This is a genomic window from Saccharibacillus sp. JS10 (assembly GCF_024436065.1).
In the GTDB taxonomy this organism is placed as follows: Bacteria; Bacillota; Bacilli; order Paenibacillales; family Paenibacillaceae; genus Saccharibacillus.
Window position 1 is genome coordinate 256,532 of record NZ_JANFNS010000003.1, and the last position, 20,365, is coordinate 276,896.

Below are 20,365 nucleotides of genomic sequence, written 5' to 3' on the forward strand. Positions count from 1 at the left end.
TTACAAAAACTCACTTCATAAAGGGGATTTTCATCCGATATAATCTTGTAGGTCTTTTGCCGTATTCGGATTCGATGATACGGCATAAGCGCTCAGACAAAGGAGATGACATCGAAGTGGCTAAAGCGATTTTTCAAAAAGAACAAAAGGAAAAGGTGAAGCAAAAGAAATTTTTCTGGAACATCCGTAATAAGCTTATTGTTTCTTTTCTGTTGGTGCTATTGATCCCAAGCCTTTTGATCGGAACAGTGGCGATCTTGATCGCTCAAAAAACGGTCGAAAAACAATTGGTAGACAGCGCTACGCAAAGTGTCGATACGGTTAATTCGATCGTTGAGACGCAAGTAAAAGATACGCTGATCGATATCGATTATTTCGCCGCTAATGTAACAAAAAATATGACGTCCGAAGCTACCGGAGTAGACGGCGTGCAAAAAAATCTGGCTCAATATTTGCAATTGAATCCAACGATTTTGAACATTCACGTCGGAACGACGGAAGGCAAAATGATTCGCGGAAACTTGAAAGCGGCTGCCGATCCGAATTACGATCCGAGAGAACGGGATTGGTACAAAGAAGCGATGGCAACGCCGGGAAAAACGTACATCTCTCCGGTTACGACCAATAGCGACGGGGTCACCGTTATTCAAATATCCAAAGCTTTGGCTGACGGATCGGGCGCTACTGGGCTGTCTCTCAACCTGACACAACTGCGCGAACAAGCGTCGATCAAAGTCGGAAAAGAAGGTTACGTCATTATCGTCGATGCCGACAAAAACGTAATCGCTTCTCCTAAGGTAGAACCCGGTGATAAGCTGGAGGACCCTGAAGTTAATCCGATGTACGAAAATGCGTCAGGGGAATTCGATTATAAATATCAAGGCAAGATGAAAAAGATGATTTTTACAACCAATGAAGCGACGGGTTGGAAAATCGCAGGTACGATGTATAAAACGGAAATCAGCCAAGCTAGCGCGAATATCACCACTGCCGTAATAGTCGTACTGGTTATCGCGACACTTCTCGCTCTGCTCTTTATTTTCTTCTTCACCCGTTCGCTGCTTCGTCCGATCCGGCGTTTGCAAGAAACAGCAAAAGCAGTGAGTGAAGGCGATTTGACGGTAGTGATCGAAACGAAAAGCAAAGACGAAGTTGGCGCACTGTCTAGACATTTCGAAAATATGGTAGGCAATTTGCGCATGATGATTCTCGGCGTTCAAGAAACGACCGAGCAAGTCTCGGCTTCGGCTGAACAATTGTCGGCAAGCGCCGAGCAAACGACGAAAGCGATTGAACATTCGACGCTGGCTGTCCAAGAATTGGCTGAAGGCGCAGAGCAGCAAGTGACAAGCGTTGCCGAAGGTTCGCAACAAATGAGCCGTATGGCAAATGATGTTCATGTTATGTCGGATCGGATGCAGCAGATTACAACTTCGATGCGTGAAACTTCGGGTGCAGCCGCATCCGGTAACGATGCCGCCGACCATGCGATGAAACAAATGAACAGTATTCAAGAAACGGTGACGCAATTAGGTACCGTCGTCCAATCGCTCAACGCTCGTTCGGTTGATATCTCCGGTATGGTAGACGTCATCGCATCGATCTCGCAACAAACGAATCTGCTTGCTTTGAATGCTTCGATCGAAGCCGCCCGTGCCGGAGAAGCCGGACGCGGATTCGCGATCGTTGCCGGAGAAGTCCGCAAACTTGCCGAAGAATCGGGTAATTCTGCCGCTCAGATCGGCGAACTCGTTCACAATATCCGTCAAGATATGGACTCAGCTCTCGGTGCGATGCACACCGCTCAAAGCCGCGTCGGCGAAGGCTTGCAAGCCGTGAACACATCGGGACAATCCTTCGCACAGATCCGTGACGCCGTCGAAGCGACCGTGCATACACTCGACGATCTCGCTTCTACGACGAAACAAATGGAAAGCGGAGCCTCCCGCGTTGCGGATGCAATGAGCAGCATCTCCAAAGTTACGCAAGAATCGGCAGCGAACACGGAATCCGTCTCCGCGTCTTCCGAAGAACAACTTGCCGCCGTCCAAGAGATCGCTTCGTCATCCGCGCATCTGAACAGCATGGCTGAAAACCTGCAAGAACTTGTAGGTAAATTCAAAATGATCGAAGACGGGCAAGAACGCAAATCGATCCTTTAATCAAAGTTTGAATGAAATGTATGTAAAAGTCACTTCCAAGAACCTTTCTGACCGCTTTTCGGTCAGAAAGGTTCTTTGTTATTCGGAGCTACAATATATTAAAAAATCATATCCCAATACAACTATCGAAGGTCCGATACATAAAAAAGCCTTTGCCGCATGATTTCCACGCGGCAAAGGCTATTCTTGATTTATTGCGTTTCCGCACACTCTCTATCAGAAAATCCCTTTCAACCCTCGGCGTAACCCTTCCAGATCCAGCCCATCTGCGGCAAAAGCAGAACGGATCAGACCCGGCGGCGCAAATTCGTCGTATTTGCCGAGATAAGGCGCTTCGAACTCGTCGAGCAGTGCAATCGGATCTTCCATCCGTTCGCTTTCCGATAGAATCAAATGCTCCAATTCGTCCGCATCGGTGCGACCCGCTACAACCATATAATGCGGCTCCATCGGCACAATCGAGCGCAGCGACAATTGCTGAGACAGATTGTTTTTCAGCAATCGCTCCAGCGTTCGGTATTCCCGGCTACCGATCCACGGCATGACGAACATCGAATCGCCGCCTGCCGGAAGCACCAAGCGCTCGGTCAGCCCTGTCTCGCGAGAAAGTCGCCGTGCGCGCTCAAGCCGCGCCGCCGCATTTGGAGCAAGATACGGATACAACGTATTTTCCCGCAAAATATCGCGCATTTTGCGTACGATTCGCGTGTGCATATCGCCGCCTGCTCCGAGCCAAAGCGTATCGACTTTGCCTTTGGCATGCTTGACGTATACGGCTTTGTGACGGTTATCGACTTCTTCGACTTTCCACAGTCGTCCGGCAAGGGAAAAGCAATACCCCGCTGGCGGTACCGTCGTAATCGATCCGATCTCTTCCGAACCGTCATAGACCGAATGTTCTTCTTCGTCTTGGAAGACGGCATAAAACCGGTAATGACCCGATACCCGCTCGCCCATCAAACCGACGATCAACATTCCGTCTTCGGTCTGCTCGATATGATCGGTCGCAAGCAGATGTTCCAGCAATTCCCGGTACTGATCGGTCGTAAAGTTGGCAAAAGGCGGCAACGTCAGTACCGAACGCGCAAGTTCGCCCGGATCGGCTTCGCCAAAGCTTCGCAAGACGCTCATCGTCTGATGATACAGCAGACCCAATGGCAATTTGCGGACGACTTGCGGCTCGATCCATTTTTCTTTGACATATAATTCGCAGACCGCGATAGCGCGGAGCAGAGTCCACGGCATCCGCGACGGAAGCTGCGCTTCTTCGTCGTCTTCTTCGGCGCATACGAACATCATCTCCGCGACAGCGCCTTCGCGTCGACCGGAACGTCCCAGCCGCTGCACGAAACTGGCACAAGAATACGGCGCACCAAGCTGCATGACCCGCTCCAGACTTCCGAGGTCAATCCCAAGTTCCAATGTGAGTGTCGCGGCGGCAACCGCCGGCCCATGACCTTCACGTAGCGCGGCTTCGGCTTCTTCGCGCAGCATCGACGAGATACTGCCGTGATGCACGTGGAACACATCGGGTTGCTGCCGCATTTCGGCGATCCGGCGCATTTCAAGAATCGTCGTCTCCGCTGTAGTCCGACTATTGGTAAAGACCAAGGCTTTTTTCAAATGCGTATGGTCGTAAATAAAGTTGTTGTACGACTTTTTGGCGTTTTCCAAAGCTTCGCTTTGTCGTTCGTCCCGAGCATCCGGCATCGCGAAATTTTCAATCGATAATCGCAGTTTGCGCCCGCCGGGCGGCGAGACGAGTTCAACCGGCGTATACGTTCCTCCAGCTAACCAAGCTTTGACCGAATCGTAATCGCCAAGCGTCGCCGATAATCCGATCCGGCGCGGCGAACAGCCTGCCATCCGCGATAATCTCTCCAATTGACTCAGCACCTGCGAACCGCGATCCGCCCCCATAAAAGCATGGACTTCGTCGATCACAATAAAACGCAAATCGCCGAACAAAGCCGGGATCGCGTTCGGACGATTCATCAGCAGCCCTTCGAGCGACTCCGGAGTGATCTGAAGGACACCGGATGGATTGCGCATGACCTTTGTTTTTTCCGATTGCGGAACGTCGCCATGCCAATGCCAGACCGGAATATGCGCATCTCGCATCAGCCCTTCCAGCCGCTGAAACTGATCGTTAATCAGCGCTTTGAGCGGCCCGATATAGAGAATCCCGACCGAAGACGAAGGCTCTTGATCCAATAGCGTCAATGCCGGGAAAAAGGCGGCCTCCGTCTTGCCCGAAGCCGTGCCGGACGCAATCAGCATATGATGATTCGTATCCAAAATCACCCGGCTCGCTTCGACTTGCACTTCGCGCAATTCTTCCCAGCCGCTGCGATAAATATATTCTTGGATAAACGGCGCCAGTCGGTAAAACGGATGTTCCGCGCTCACAGATCAAGCTCCGCCAAAATATCGTCCGGCTGATCTTGATTTTCAGCTTTTGGAGCGGAAGATTTCGGTTCTTCGCGTAACCCTTCTACATCTTCGCCTTTTTCAAAACCGCCACCTCGCGGGCGAAACGGCGCCGGCGCCGAAGCTGCAACCGGAGCTGAAGCCGATACCGCAAACTCTTCACGACGCTCGTCTTCTTTTTGCAACGTAGGATTGGGCATTTGATTTGCTTTGGACGCCGAAGCTCCAAGCCCGCTAAATTCTCCGTGGTTTTGCGCAGATCTTCCGACTACGTCAGGCAGCAGCTCGTCAAAGCTACGTTCCGGATACTGATGCAGCGTATTGAGCAAATCCATAAAATCGCGTACCACTTCGCGCGTCGTCAGCAGCGCGTCTGCGCCCATTCGTCCGAGTTCCGATTCCATAAATCTTGTCAATTGTTGCTGATCGAGCGCTGCCTCATATCCGTAATGTAACGCGTGCAGATCACGCAGTTTTTCGAGCAATACTAAAATCTCGGCATGAGACAACATTTCTAATTTCAAAATAGGCCCTGCGTAATGCAGCATCCCTGCACCTTCGCCGAAACGCCCCGCAACCAGGCGCGAACGCAGCGCATCGTAACTAAACAGCCCCCGGCGCTGATCTTCCACGAACTGCGGCGTGCCCCCAAGGAATATGCCTAAATGCTGCGCTTTGCCTTGCATCGTATCGTTAAAGATCGTAAGCAGCTTTTCATAATTGCTTTGCCGAGACACGGTGTTCGTGATTTTGTATAGATTGACGCCTTCGTCGATAAACAGCAGCAATCCTTTGTACCCGATCTTCGACATGAACTCTGCCCAAATCTTCATATAATCGTACCAGTTATCGTCGTCGATAATGACGCCGACCCCTAACGTTTTGCGCGCTTCGGTCTTGGTCGGAAACTCACCGCGCAACCAACGCAGCGCATTTTGTTTTAGCTCGTCGTCCGACATTTTATAACCGTTCCAATACGCGGACAAGACGCGCGCAAAGTCAAAGCCGTGCACCATATGTTCCATATTGCCTGTCACTTCAAAAATCATTTTTTCCACTTGAACATGCAGATTTTCATCGTCCGGTCGCAAGCCTTGCTCGTTCATCACTTGCTGTTGCAGCGACGCGAACCATTTTTGCAAAATCGCTTCCAGCGCGCCGCCGTCCGGACGTGTGCGCGTCGAAAGATGGGTCATCAGCTCTCTGTACGTGCCCAGACCTTGACCTTTGGTTCCGACCAATCGGCGCTCCGGCGACAAGTCCGCATCGGCTACGACAAAATCGCGATCCATCGCATAATTGCGCAAAATCTGGATCAGAAAACTTTTGCCGCTCCCGTACCTGCCTGTAATGAGCTTGAACGCTGCGCCACCTTCGGCAACATTGCCAAGCTCTCGCAGAACCGATTCAATCTCCAGTTTTCGTCCGACCGCTATATATTCAAGCCCGATCCGCGGCACTACGCCTGCACTCAATGAATTAACGAGCGCTGACGAGATTCGCTTCGGGATCTTCAGTTGATTCATATTCAGACACCTCCACATGTTGCCTTGCTCGAAACTCCGCATCAGCGGAACGTTCCGCCAACACTATACCATACTCTTTGCTTACGGTTCATGCCGGATATAACTGTTCTAAAATCGGCAGATACTCTTCCAGCACTTCACCTGCATCAATCAACAAGTCACCGATCGTTTCCATCGCGGCTTCGTTAATTCGGTCAATGACCGTCTCCGGCAATTCGCCTGCGGCACCGGCAATCTTCATACGCTCCGCTTCATCTTGCTTGCGAAGTACCGCTTGAATCATCTGCCGATCTATCGGATTCAACAGCGTTGCAAAAGCTTGCCAATCGTCATCCAACTGCGCAAGTTCCCAGTCATTTTCGGATAGCGACCCTTCCGGTTCATCTTCGGATTTGGATTCAACATAGGGCTTATCCGCAGACACATCCAGCTCAACATCGAAAAAGATCGCGCCCGGTACAGCTTCATTTGGCTCGTCTTCAATCGGCTCAGCTTCTGGAAGTTCAAGTTCGACCCTAGAGAAACTTTCTTCGTCTTGAGCTTCGATGTCCGGCTTCTGTTCTTCAGGCGTCTCCGCTGGATAAAGCTTCGCTTCTTCTGCGTTGTTCATCAACTCTCCCGTTAACATCCGCAATACTTCGTCGGAATCCCGGCGCAGTTTATTCAATTCTTCAAGATCGAATTTCACTTCGGGCAGCTTCGGCGGTTGCGGCAAGACTCGATCTTCCGGCGGTACAAGCTCACGCTCTACGGCTGCGGCAACAGCTTCGGCAATTCCAGCGTCCAGCTTGATTCCGCGTAATCGACCGCCGAATTTCAGATGCGCGCGAAGTTCATTTTCCGTAAGCCGCACCACTTGCGTCATCAAATCCCGAAGCTCGGTATGCAGACTCCATTTCGGCGCGCGGATCAGCAGCGTTCGTCCGTAAGCTTCAGGATCGTACACTGCACTTCGGAACAGATAGCGCTCGGTTAAACGGATATCTGCTTCTTTGTTGAATAATCCGGTCAAACGTACACCTTTTGTTTCTGTCGCGTATTCATCAATAGCAGCAATTACATGCGGCAGTACGCGTTGGAACACTTTTTTTCCGGTATCTTTATAAAAACGGCTCGTCGTCAGATCGTAATCAGACAATCTAGCAATCAGTTCCCATGTCAGATCTACAGGGCTATTCTCCAAACGCTTTGCTAACTCCATATCCAACAGTTCGCCTTTTAGCTCTCCCGCAGTTTGTTCAAGTACATTAGATTCGGGCAAATCCAACGTATGAACCATAGCAAATTCGCGCACCCAATCCCCCATATACCCATCCAAACGTCGGAATCTGGCACGGTAGGCCTCCCATACGCGGATCATCGACGTCAAGCCTTCTTGCGGATCGCTCCAACCAACGCCGTTAATCAATTCATAGATGTAGATAAATAGATAAGATAGATCGGTCTCGACTTTTTCGCCTTGCCTAAATTCCGTTCGCCAATAAAAATACCAGTCTTCTTGCTCAGGCTTCATTGCCGCGTACGTTGGCCAATAGCTAGAAAACGGCGCGAAAGGCACTTCTTGTGACGTTCGATCTTCATTTTCTTTGGCATAACGAATAAATTCGCGTTCCGCAGATTGCTGCGACGTCGGTCGGATCGGACGAGCCTCGCCGCCGTAGATCGGCGAACGGCTTTGCGAGGGCATCTTCGATGCCGAACGCGGTGACTCCGGCTTAGAAGTTTGTGTATCTTTTGTATTCGGCTCCGCGCCGATTCTTGGCGGAATCGCCATTCCGCGGCGCGGAGAAGCTTCGTGCCGGGAAGGGCTATCCGTTTCGACGAACATCTCCGCCATCCCGTTTTCTTTTCGCCATGAAGGCAGTTCGAAATTCGGAACATCGCGTAGCGGAGGACGTGCGCTGACCGCGGATCGTTCGGTTTCTGGATTCAGCAGCAGATAACTTCTCGTCACTGAATCGTATAACTTGAGCAAGCGAATCTGCACCGCTCGAACGCGTGCGTCATTCATTGCGCCTTCGTCCGAATAGACGGCGATCCGCACACTTATTTCTGCGGAGTCGAGCCGACTGAACAACCGCGTCTCGTCGGAACGCACAGAAAGATCCGGCTCAAGCATCAGCAAAATATCGCCTTGGAGCCGAAGAGTCTCGTCGGTTCGTTGAAGCGAAGACACCGGAACCAAGATCAATCCTGCCTCTTCGTTCAGCTTAGACTCCGCTTTGTCACTGAGCCAATAGGGCGCTACGTCAAGCTGCGTTGCTTGAACAAGCTCCGTCAATTCTTCCCGGCGACCGACCACAAGCAGTCGGCAATCTGGAGCTTCGGCAAGTTTCTCCGCGACCCAGATCGCAAGTTCGGGCAGCCAATGTTTGACGCCGCCATAGATGCCGCCGTTCATCCCCCATCCTGCCAAATAGCGCAGATGGGTAAGCGCGGGCTGCGCGCCTTCAAGCTTTGCAGCTTGCGGCCCTTCCAGAGCAAGCGGCAATTCACCTGCCGCTGCATCACTCGGCAACCCGATTCGTTGCCGATACGAGAATCCGGCAGTGATCATGCCGGATGCCCCGCCGCCCGCGCCATGCTCACGCAGGCTTCGGGCAAATTCCGGCGCCTCCAAGTCGATCCATCCGTCTTGGAGACGCAAATACCGACGCCCGTCGCTCCAGGCGTCGGTCAATTCAGCGGCGGTGAACGATTGCCCGCCCGCGCTCAATACCGGTTCGGCGCGTACCTCGCCAACCCCTCTTTCTAAGACCGGGCCTCCGCGCAGCGACCAGCGCCAGTCGGACGCATCGTAGATCCGATGCAAATCGCGGAACTTCGGCAACGCTTCGCCACTTGCCATCGCTCCCCAATCTTTTTCGAGTAAGCGGGCGAACTCCGCTAGCTGCTTGCCTTCGGCTTTGCCGCCTTGTTCGCTACCGAACAGGCGGACAATTTCGGTCGTATCCAAAGCCGGACGCAGCCAAAACTGAACGGTCTGCTGTGATTGCAGACTTACCGATTCTACCGTTGCCTTTGCTTCCGGCAGCGCAGTCAGCGGAAGATCATTTTGAACCTCATCGCTCCAAGCCGGTTCTACCTGGTAACCCGGCAAATCTTGCAACCGTATCAGATGTGCCGGATTCGAAATACGTACCTGCACAGAATCGACATCACAATTCACTACTTCAATTTGTCCAACCGGCTTCTCGTTATATTCGATCTCGCTAGACACCTTCAGCAGACGCTGCCGCATCGAAGGAATGGCTTTTACCAATAATTCTTGCCACTCGTCTATCCCGATTCGGCGTCCGATCCAGTCCAGGTCGTCGTCTTCAAATCCCGGCAAATCAATCAGTTCATAGCCGTGATCGCTGAACCGTCCAAACCAACCGGATTCCAGATAGGTGGCCCCTTCCGGCAAACGCCCGATCAATGAAGAACGTTCAAAGTCGAGAAAAAAGGTTAAGCCGTAATCGGCTTCCGAATCGGCAAGTAGCGCCAATTGCACTTCGTCGCCCATATGAAGATGCAGCCCCGGCGCATCTCCTCGCTCTATAGCCCGAAGCAGCGTATCGCGGACGACCAATAACCGCGAGACACGAATCGGCGTTTCTTCTTGGTTCAATCGGTATTCCTTCAACATATAATGCGGAAGCAATGTCAGCGCATCTCGAAGCAGAACGGGGCCTTCCCCGTCCGTTGCGCTTAGCCAAAATGTGCCTCTACTGTCCAAGCTCAGATATAGGTGATAAGCATCCGTCGCGGATTTTGCAAAAAAGTCGCTCATGGTACTCCCCTAACTCATCTTCCTGATTTTTTCGATTTTTTCATTATATCATCGTTTACGGGCAGATAAATCATTTTCGATCATAAAAGGCGAACCTGTTTTCGCTTTTGTACTCAAAAACGCCCTTCGGCAAACATGAAGGGCGTCATTAATAAAGCTCAAATTTGTAACTTAGAATTTAAACTGGTTCATCATATTATTCAGACGCTCGGCACTCTCATTCGTTTTTTTCGCTTCTTCCGCAATCCCGTTCGCTTTGCTGACGACGTTAGCCGTTTTGCTGGCAATCTCTTCGGTGCCTTCTGCGGAATCGTTGTTCGAACTCGAAATTTCATTGATCGCTTGCGCCAAATGCTGAACCGAATCCCGCAGCTGCTCGCTTGTCGAACTGAATTCCGATACCATCCGATCCATGTAAGTCGCGTCTTGCAGATACGATTCGCTGGTACGGTGCATCATCGAGTAATCTTCGAGCACGTTACTGCCAAGCAGTTCCATCAAGCGCTGCGTGAAATGCTGAAGATTTTCGACCGAATCCGTCACGTTACCCGTAATCGTCTGAATTTGTCCGACGGTATTTTTGGAAGCGTCGGCAAGTTTGCGAATTTCATCGGCAACGACCGCGAATCCTTTGCCGGCTTCGCCCGCACGAGCCGCTTCGATCGAAGCATTCAGCGCAAGCAAATTCGTTTGTTGCGTAATTTGCAAAATCGCTTCGCTGAGTGCTTTAATTTCGTCAACCGATTTGGATTTTTCCAACGCTTCGCTTAAGCCGGATTTCACTTCATCGTAAGCATTCGTTGTCGCCGACATCGAAGATTCCAGTACCTTTTTCAAGTCGCCCGCACGTTTGCTAATCGCAGCTGCTTCTTGAGCGCCTTCTTGCGCACCTTTGGAGATCGATTCAATCGCTTTGCCGAACTCGTCGGTAGACGCATTGATTTCTTGCGCGGAAGCCGCAGTCTGCTCCATGCCTGCCGACATATTTTGCGTCGTTGCCGATACGTCTTGGAGTTCGCGATCCATTTCATTGAACATCGAAGTGACGGTACCCGATACTTCTTTGAGCGATGCCGATTCTTCGTTTACCGAGCGAATGATTTGAGTGGTACTCTCTTTCATCAGATTCATCGAACGAATCAACAGACCGGTTTCATCCGATTTTTTTTCATACCGTTCCGGAACCGTCTTCGAAAAGTCGCCTTGCGCCATAAATTCAAGCTGTTCGGAAGCTGCACGAATCGGACGCACGATGCCGCGAATCACGAAGAACAATACGGTCAAAGCAATCACCAATGCGATTAAAGCGATAATGATCATCGTCGTTAACATACTATTTAACTCATTCAAATAACTGCTGGTCGGTAAATAGGTAACGACGTTCATATTCAATACATCGTTTTTGATAAAAGAAGCCAGGTAACGTTGACCGTCAATCGTCACATAGCCTGTCCCTTTTTCAGCCGTAGCCAGTTGGGTCAATCCCTCTTCGTTACCGAGTTTCGTAAAGTCTGTTTTGAGCACTTGGTCGGCATTTTGCGAAGCAATTACAACTCCATTATGATCCGTCACGACTGTAGAGATGATATGCTCGCCATCTTGACTGGTCACGCCGCTAAGCAGCGTATTCAAATCAAGCGGTAATGCAAACACGCTCAAGACTTTGCCACTAGCGTTTTTGACCGGAGAAGCTAACGCGATAGCAGGACGCCCGGATACGGGAGATGTCTGCAAATCACCGATAACCGGATTGCCGCTATCTATGACAGGCTTATACCACGGCGATGTGGAGATCATATCTGTACCGACCGATGCTCCGCCGATTCCATCCAGATACACTTTGTCTTGATACGTGAAAAAGATATTTTCGTACAATCCTTCGGAACTTTGCAATTTGTCGCTGAGGCTTTTCTCGATCCGTGCAAAGTCTGTAGCGTTCGTGCGACCTGTCGCATCTAACTGTTGAAAAAAGTCGACAACGAAAAGTTCTTGAGCAATCAGGTTTGCTGCATTTTGCTGGGTAGCCACTACATCTTGAAGCTGAGCGACTTTATCGTTCGCAACCCGGTTTAACGAATTGCTATTCAATTCTGTATAAGACTGCGTCGTGGTGTAGCCGATCGCTGCGATTGAAGCCACCATCGCAAGTACGATCGACAAAGCGGTAACCGACATAATACGCACAAATAAACTTCGATTCATTCCTTGAAATCTTTTCATAAAATTCTCCTCTCCCCGTATACGTTCTTTCTAAAAAAACCTACCTATTTCTTCGTCATTCCTATTCACAATATGTAGGGGTCTCTATACCTATTATTTGAATTTTGTTTGACGTCTTGAAGCGAAACGATTTTATTGGATAAACTTATATTTTTGTTATGGAAAAGGGCATTTATTTTGTACAAAAAAAGGCTGTGCTCTATCGTCAAATAGAGAACAGCTAGAGAACAGCTTTTTTCTTGATCGCTTTTATTGTACGGAAGAGACAAGGACTTGCACCGTCTCTGCTCGCGTCGCGTGCGCATTCGGCGCAAACTTGCCATCGCTTCCGCCTTGGATGATGCCAGAAGCGCTAAGCGACGCGACCGCTTCTTGTGCCCACGCCGGAATCTGTTCGGCGTCGGTGAAGCGACCGGGTGCGGCTTCGTTCGCGCCGCCTTTTGGCGCAAGCGCTCGATACAGCATCGTCGCCATCTCGGCGCGGCTGATCGGGGCGTTCGGGCGAATCTTGCCCGAAGCGTCGCCTTGCACCCAGCCGAGCGAGGACGCTTCCGCGATCGGCTGCTCGGCCCAATTCGCGATCGACGACTGATCGGCGAAGTCGGTCTTCGCTTCGGCACTGCCCGAAGCGGCGGTCGCTCCCGCCGCAGGCGGCAATACGCGGGTCATCATCGCGATGAATTCCGCTCGCGTAACCGATTGCGACGGACGGAACGTGCCGTCAGCATATCCCGTTACCCAGCCAAGCGACGCGGCTTGGGTGATGACTCCGGCTGCCCAGTTGCCGGAGAGGTCAGTGAACGCGATAGACGGAATCGCGCTACCTGAGTCAGCGTCGCCGTCTGCATCCGGCGGCGTCGCGGTATTGCTCACCGCGAGCACGGCGAAGCGGGTGAAGTGATCGGTCGGCACAGTGATACACGCTGTGTTTACTTTTGCCGTACCGATTGCGTCGCGACCGAGTTCAATGATGCCACCTTCTACTTGAACCCACGGTTCGCCGGGGTTCGTCTGGTAAAAGACCGCTGCTTTTTCGTTTCTAGCGAGCTTCGTTGGATCGAATGTCAGTGTGAGATTAACAGGACGCAAGAAGTTCGCTTGTACGGTTTTCTTCATTTCGTAAACGTTGCTGAGCGTTTTAACTGAGTTAGCGAGTCCGTTGTTCGCGCTTGGCAAAATGTTCATCGTAATGACCGTCGACGCGCTCGTCGCTCCGCTCGGAATCTGTAATTTAGCATCCGAACCGAGACTCACTTCGCCGGCTTGACCTGCGGCAAGCGTTAAGCTGCCCGTCGTTGAACGAGCCACTCCAGTCGATTCAACTGGCGGCGCAGTGAAGATTGGACTGCTCGGCGGTGTCACGACCGGACTCGGTAGCGTAGGTGTTGGCGTCGATGTCTCTTTTTTGGTAACCGTTACCGTTCGTGTTGCCTTTCCCGTCTGTCCAATCGGATTTTGCATCGAATATTCAAGCGTATACACGCCCGGTTTGCTCGTATCCACGGTTCCAGTGACTGTGATATCTTCGCTTAAGTCGCCGTGGAACGTGTCGGATGCGGTTGCTCCGGGATCAGCGAAAGGTTTTCCTTCTTCGAGAGTCATCGAAGCGGCTCCGCTTAGCTTCACGACTGGTGGTTCAATCACATACACCGTCCGCGTCACACTCGATGTATTACCAGCTGTATCTTTCACGTCATATTGGATTACATACGTCCCGGCTTGATTGGCGTCTACGGTATCTCCAGTAATCGCAATATTTGCGGTCAAGTCATTCTCCAGTGCATCTTTCGCTGTAGCTCCTGGATCGATAAAGTTCGTTCCGATCCCCACTGCCATGTTGGTTTGGCCATTCAATAGTAGAATTGGTGCGGTTGAAAGATACGTACGTTCCAACATATTCGATTCTTCGCTTAAGTTGCCTACGGCATCTTTGGAAGCTCCGCTCAAAATCTTCACAGTGACCAATCCTTGGTTGATTGGCACAATATCGAATGTATACGTACTTGGATTAACAGAAACGATATTCTCGACTTTCCCGTTTGTAGTTTGAATCTGATCTTGATCCCAATCCGTAACTGGTTCATTGAATGTCGCCGTAACGTTAAACGACTTGTTCGTCGGATTGCCTGCCGTCGTAGTTAAATTCACTTTCGGTGCACGATTGTCGACCCATTTGGCATACGCAGTAAGATCGGCTGTAAGCGAAGTGTTTAGATCAAAAATCTCGGTCAATGTAGCATCCGTATACCAGCTTTCAAAAGCATATCCGTCACGCGTTGGATCAGCAGGCAACACCTGATTAGCTTTAGCCAAAGTCGTAGCATATACCGTAATCGGCGAAGGTAGCGTTCCTGCTGCTCCGTTCAGATCGAACGATACCTTGTATTTGTTGCCTGTTACATTTAACTGTTCATCAAGTGATACGGTTATCGTCCCTTGATTCGTAAGCGTACCGCTACCTTCTATCTTTCCTGCGCCTTGAATATTTCCTTGGTTGGAAAGTGTTCCGTTGTCGATAATCGTTCCGTTATTGATTACGCTAACTCCAGAAGGAATCAGCAGCGATTGGTTGGTTGGAATTGTAAGTGTTCCTCCGTCTGCTATGGCTAAAACGAAAGAAGGAGTAGCAGCATTTGATCCTGCTCCGATCACATGAGCAGTTATACCGTCCTTTTCGCCTCCATATGCCGTAACTTGCCCCCCAAGGATATACAGGGTTCCGCCATCTTCACCATACAAAGCTGCTCCGATACCTACCCCTTGATCGCCACCTTTGGCGATTACAGTTCCGCCTTCAATCGTAACAGCGGCTCCCGAAGCTGTATCACCACCTCCGCCGATTCCAGCACCTTCAACTGCCCCCTGCGCCTTTACGATGCCACCTGTAATTTTGACAATGCCTCCATCGCCTTGAAACCCCCCGCCGATTCCGGCACTCAAGTAGATTGTATTCGCAGTGACGTCTCCTCCGTTGATGGTGATTGTGCCACCGCTGGCAAAGCTCCCTCCTCCGATTCCGGCACCTTGAGAACCACCTTCGGACGTTACAATTCCTCCATTGATGGTGATTATTCCACCTTCACCTTTATATCCTCCCCCGATTCCAGCTCCACTGTGTCCTCCCGTAGCTGTAACCGTTCCACTTTCAATCGTAATTGTTCCTCCGTTTCCTCCATGTCCTCCCCCAATTCCGGCTGAAGAGTCTTCTCCCGTAGCCGTAACCGTTCCACTTTCAATCGTAATTGTTCCTCCATCGCCTTGAAACCCCCCGCCAATTCCGGCTGCAAGGCCTCCTCCCGTAGCCGTGACCGTCCCGCTTTCAATCTTGATCGTTCCTCCATCCCCTCTATATCCTCCCCCGATTCCAGATCCATATTCTCCTCCCGTAACATTCAAACTTCCTGTCGGTTCTCCTCGAATTGTTAGTTCTGATCCTACTGGAACTCCTATGCCGGCTTCGTAATCTCGTCCAGTAAGCGATAATTTTTTGTCTTTCAAATCCAATGTAATTTTCTTGCCACTCGGTACTTGCAGACCGCTCGAACCGTCTAGCAAATCACTACCTAATTCAATCACGTCTCCGTCCACACTATTCATAAGCGCAGTATTCAACTGTGCCCAAGTATTCACTGTGCGCGTCTGTGCATACGCCTTCCCGCTCATCTGTCCAAACACGCCCGCTCCTACAAGCAATACGCATAGCAACACCTGCATTCCTAATCGCCACACCACACTTTTCCCTGCTCTTTTCACTTTCCGATCTTTCATCTTCATTCCTCCTGTTTTATCGTTGTTTTATGGTCAAATCCGCGATGTTTGCGATGCTTGTACGTTGTCTTCCGCAAGCATACAACGGTTACTTCCTTTTGAATAGGGTTCTCTTGACACGTAAAGTTTTCTTTAAGCACGCCAAAAATCCGATCACCGCTTCATATCGCGGCAATCGGATTTCCTTGTTCGTTCCTTCTTACTTCTTATCGATCGAAATCTTCAACACATCTCCTGCCGCTCCGCCGAATACAATCTTACCGCCTTTCGGCAAAGTGACGGTATCCGTACCCATCGCGCGGGACAATCCCACCGGCGTTCCGGCTGCGTCATAGACGGCAAAACCGGCTTCTTTCGAAAGGTCTGCTTTTAACGTGTAGCCTTCCAACGATTCTGGAATCGTGAACCAACGCGCACTTCCCGAAGCCGGAATGGTCACGAACGACGCCGCGCCCGTATAGATCGGATTGATCGCATCTTCATGAATATACGTGCGTCCATCGGCTTGCAGATATTCGACTCCGTTCTCACGGGAGAAGTTCAAATCGAACGTATCTCGTCCGTTCATTACCGGAATCTCGGCAATATTCACCGCATAATCGGCATCGACGATCTTCGTGCCGTTGGCATAACCGCCGGATTGATCCAATTGGATTTTTTTCATCAGCACGGAAGGCGCGATATAGAAGAACGAACTCATTTTTTCGTCCAACGCGTAATACGTTTTTCCTTCGCGTTGTTTCCAAGTTGCGGCTACCGAAGGATTCACCTTATTTTGATCCAACTTTTGCGATTCATAAAAAGCCATTCTGGAGTTACCAATAGCCGGAAGCTGTATATCGCTGCGGATTCGCATATACGTGTGACCGTTGGTTTGCTTATCGAAAGCAAGCGCGGTACGTCCGTCTTCGCTCGTGAACTCGCCGTCTCCCGTATATAGATAAGATTGAGCCGGAATCATATCGCTCATTAACGCAGGCATTTTGATCTCGTCATTTTGAATATCGATCTGACTCGTACTACCGACCGTGCCGTATAGCCCTTCATATTGCTTCATTTCTTCCGGCATCTTTTGCTTCACGGGCTTATTGAATTTCGGTTCCGGCAATACAGCCGAGATCGTGCCGTTTTGCTGCATATACTGGAGTAAAATGTTCGTCGCCGCGGTCGTATTAAATACGGACGAACCTCCCGATGTTACGAAAGCAATCGATAGATCGTGATCCGGCAATGTGATTAACGCGGAATGATACATGATCGTATCGCCGCCTTTGGTTGCTGCGCGGATGTTATAATCGCCGAACGGCTCAAGATCGACCGAATCCCAGCCTAATCCGTAACCAAACGCGTTTTTCGTTTCGGGAACCCAGACGCCGTTGCGATATTCCGGTTGCAACATCGCGTCTGTCGATTTTTTCGATAACACTTCGGGATGCTTGCCGCTCAACACTTCCGAGAACAACGTCAGTTCTTCGGCTGTCGAGTATACGCCGCCCGTGCCGAGAATATTCGCGTTTTCCGCAGGCAGAGCAGTCGGAACTCCCGGCAAACGAACCGGTTCGAGCTGTTTGCGATCAAAATCGGTAAGCGGCGTCTGCGTCGAAGTCATACCTAGCGGTTGACTCACATTTTTTTGCAAAAACTCGCTGTAACTCATTCCGCTCACACGCTCGACAAGCAGTTCAAGGAGTTGGAAGCCGTCATTGGCATAGACCGAATACTCGCCCGGATCGGATTTCAGACGTTGCTTGCTGAGTTCATTGAGCAGTCGATCATGATTTTGCGTATCGTTATCGTTCATTAGAATCGAATTTTTGTAATGCGAACCGTACAAGCCGGATGAGTGATTCATCAACATACGGACAGTGATTTGTTTGTAGCGCTCGTCCGCCATTTTGAACTCAGGGATATAGCGTGTAAGCGGCTGATCGATATCGACTTTGCCATCGTCTACGAGCATCATCGCCGCAGCCGTGACATACATTTTGCTGACGGAACCGACGCCGAACATGCTTTTAGCGTCGATCTGTTGGGGTTTACCGTTATCGTCTAATGTCGTGCCACCGGACAATACGACTTTGCCATGATCGCGAATCGCGTATTGCGCGCCGGTCACGCCGTAATTTTCGATCAATGCGGCGACCATTTCTTTGGCTTTGGCTTGCGCTGCGCTGTTTTGCATGGTCGGCGCTTTCTGCGTTTCTGTAGCGGAAGGGTTTGCCGACGCGGCGAAACTTTGTCCTTCGGCTACAGGGATTGCGAGCAATAAAGCGATAAGTGTCGCTGTACTTGTTTTTTTCCAACCGTGCATAGATGGGTTCATATCATTGTCCTCCTGAAATGTTGTTCGTTTTGTATGACCTCAGCTTATCGCAAGGCAAAGGACCATGACCCAAAAAGGGCTGAAACGCAAAAAAACACCCCCGAACGACATGTTCGAAGATGTTTTTCGTCATTTAAAAGGCAACATTACCATATTATCGAAAACGCGAGACTCCGCTTTGATCATCATATGGCCGCCGTATTTATCGCAGATCCGCTGAATATTCGTCAGTCCAAATCCATGGTCTTCGGCTCTGCGCTTGCGGGTATTCAGATCGGTCACTTCGCGTTCCGTACGATTTTGCACATGGATAAATAACGCCGTTTCGCTGGAGCGGATCCGAATCGAAATCCACCGGTCTTCGGCTTGCCGCACGTCTTTCGAAGCTTCGATCGCGTTATCGAGCATATTGCCTAATACGACAGACAGATCATACCGCTCGATCGCAAGTTCCGGTTCTCGCAGCGTAAGCTCGGTATTGATCTGAATCCCGTTCGCCCTTCCGACATTCAGCGCATTGGTCACCAGAGCATCGATCACCAGATTCCCGGTATTGACGCGCAAATACGCATGATCGATTCCGTTTAGCGTTTCGCGGATATGCTGCAGCGCTTCTTCGCTACGTTCGCGCTCGATATATTCGGCAACAACCAGTAGATGCTTATTCGTATCGTGAATGATGCGCTTGATCTCTTTGAAACTATGCACCGTTTTCTCGTAATTCGCGTCTTGATAGTCCATCTGGCTTTGCAGCCGATCATTTTGCAGCGTGAGCTGGAACCGGGCAATGACCGTATCGAGCATATACACGACCAGAATATTCAATACGATAAATCCGAATACGGACAAAAAATAATGCACGTTTTTTTCGCTATAAGCCGTGAATGTGTTCACCAGATAAATACTAATGACCGGGACGCTGAGAAAAGGAAGCGAAAACCGGGCTTCAAGCGGAAAACGGCGACGTTTGACGACCAATCGAATGACTTGAATAATCGCAAACATCACCATACAGCCAATCAGTAGAATCGTAGACAGCAATATTCGCTCTGTCATGCCTTCTGCGTGGGATGGATTCGAAGACATCGACGGCAACAGCATATAGACCAGAATAAAATTCACTAACGTCAACAGCACCGCATACAAAATCGCAAACATGATCTTGAGCTTTTGCGGAACATCGTAGCCTTGCGCAACTAGAAATACGATGCCGAGTGCCATCAACGAAGAAAACAAATCCGGCAAATCCAGCATGAGGTACAAAAACGTAATCGGCAAAAAAGCAGCAATCCAGTATTTTTTGGTTGGTTTACTTGTTTCTTTGCCAAATACGGAATTGTAAAAAAAGTGAATCTGCATGGCCATCACAAGCGTTGTAATTCCATTAAACAGCGATAATAGCCACATCTATTGGTATTCGCCCCTTAGCACCATAAAGCGGATGCACGCATCTTTCACTTCTTTGACTTTGGATCGTCCAATCGGCAGTTCAATCCCGCTGGACATCACGACGCGGTTGCCCGCAAATTTATGCACATGAGACAGATTCACTAATACCGAACGATGAATTTGCAAAAAACGACCGGCTTTGAGCGCTTCGGCGTAACTTGAGATCAGCCCGCGTCCATCGTATACCCCATGCGTCGTCGTTATTTTGAGTTTGTTTTTGACCGTAAGACTTTTTGCCGCTTCAATCGCGATAATATCGTCATGGCGTAGCACCAGATCGCCTTCGGCAGATTTTACGATCAGGATTTCCTGTTCTTTTTCTTCAAAGTATCGGCATAGTTTCAGCATTTTTTCTTCGAACACGTCAGGATCGACCGGCTTAAGCAGATATTGAAAAGTCATCACGTCGAAACTTTCCAACATATACTCCGCGTAACTGGTCAAAAAAACGATCTGCTCGCTTAAGCGCTTGGCGTCTCTTAATTTGCGCGCCGTCTCGATCCCGGTTAGCCCGTTCATTTCGATATCGAGTACCCAAATATGAAAAGGTTCTCCGCCGTTCTCGTAAAAAGACAATAATTCTTCTCCCGATGTAAAAGATTCCGAAGTAAACTCGATCCCCGATTTCACCGACAACGTCAGCAACATCTGGCGTACTTCGTCTCGACGAACTTGTTCGTCGTCACAAATTGCGATCCGGTACATGATTCCT

9 protein-coding genes are annotated in these 20,365 nt (G+C 50.1%); 1 reads left to right on the forward strand and 8 read right to left on the reverse strand.

Features of this window, described 5'->3' with window-relative positions:
* Nucleotides 1-116: 116 nt before the first annotated feature.
* Nucleotides 117-2,162, forward strand: a complete 2,046-nt coding sequence (locus NOM90_RS11640; RefSeq protein WP_255942144.1) for a methyl-accepting chemotaxis protein — start codon at nucleotides 117-119, stop codon at nucleotides 2,160-2,162.
* Nucleotides 2,163-2,378: 216 nt separating this feature from the next.
* Here the strand turns inward: NOM90_RS11640 and NOM90_RS11645 are convergent, their stop codons facing one another.
* The 8 genes from NOM90_RS11645 to NOM90_RS11680 form a co-directional block, all read right to left on the reverse strand.
* The gene (locus tag NOM90_RS11645) at nucleotides 2,379-4,571 is read right to left on the reverse strand and encodes a DEAD/DEAH box helicase (RefSeq protein WP_255942146.1); all 2,193 of its coding nucleotides are present in this window, start codon (nucleotides 4,569-4,571) and stop codon (nucleotides 2,379-2,381) included.
* Nucleotides 4,568-6,118: an ATP-binding protein gene (locus NOM90_RS11650; RefSeq protein ID WP_255942148.1), complete on the reverse strand. Its 1,551-nt coding sequence runs from the start codon at nucleotides 6,116-6,118 to the stop codon at nucleotides 4,568-4,570. Before NOM90_RS11650 ends, NOM90_RS11645 begins: the two co-directional genes overlap by 4 nt.
* A gap of 88 nt (nucleotides 6,119-6,206) precedes the next feature.
* A complete protein-coding gene (locus NOM90_RS11655; protein ID WP_255942149.1) occupies nucleotides 6,207-9,893 on the reverse strand; it encodes a TerB N-terminal domain-containing protein in 3,687 nt (1,228 codons plus the stop codon).
* Nucleotides 9,894-10,064: 171 nt separating this feature from the next.
* Nucleotides 10,065-12,113 carry a methyl-accepting chemotaxis protein gene (locus tag NOM90_RS11660; protein ID WP_255942150.1) on the reverse strand — a complete coding sequence of 683 codons (2,049 nt, stop codon included), beginning with the start codon at nucleotides 12,111-12,113 and terminating at the stop codon, nucleotides 10,065-10,067.
* A gap of 249 nt (nucleotides 12,114-12,362) precedes the next feature.
* Nucleotides 12,363-15,881: an immunoglobulin-like domain-containing protein gene (locus NOM90_RS11665; RefSeq protein ID WP_255942151.1), complete on the reverse strand. Its 3,519-nt coding sequence runs from the start codon at nucleotides 15,879-15,881 to the stop codon at nucleotides 12,363-12,365.
* Nucleotides 15,882-16,080: 199 nt separating this feature from the next.
* Nucleotides 16,081-18,204 carry a serine hydrolase domain-containing protein gene (locus tag NOM90_RS11670; RefSeq protein ID WP_255942152.1) on the reverse strand — a complete coding sequence of 708 codons (2,124 nt, stop codon included), beginning with the start codon at nucleotides 18,202-18,204 and terminating at the stop codon, nucleotides 16,081-16,083.
* Between the two features lie 129 nt (nucleotides 18,205-18,333).
* Nucleotides 18,334-19,611: a sensor histidine kinase gene (locus NOM90_RS11675; RefSeq protein ID WP_255942153.1), complete on the reverse strand. Its 1,278-nt coding sequence runs from the start codon at nucleotides 19,609-19,611 to the stop codon at nucleotides 18,334-18,336.
* Entirely contained in the window at nucleotides 19,612-20,358 is a 747-nt protein-coding gene (locus NOM90_RS11680) for a LytR/AlgR family response regulator transcription factor (RefSeq protein WP_255942154.1), read from the reverse strand.
* Nucleotides 20,359-20,365: the final 7 nt, after the last annotated feature.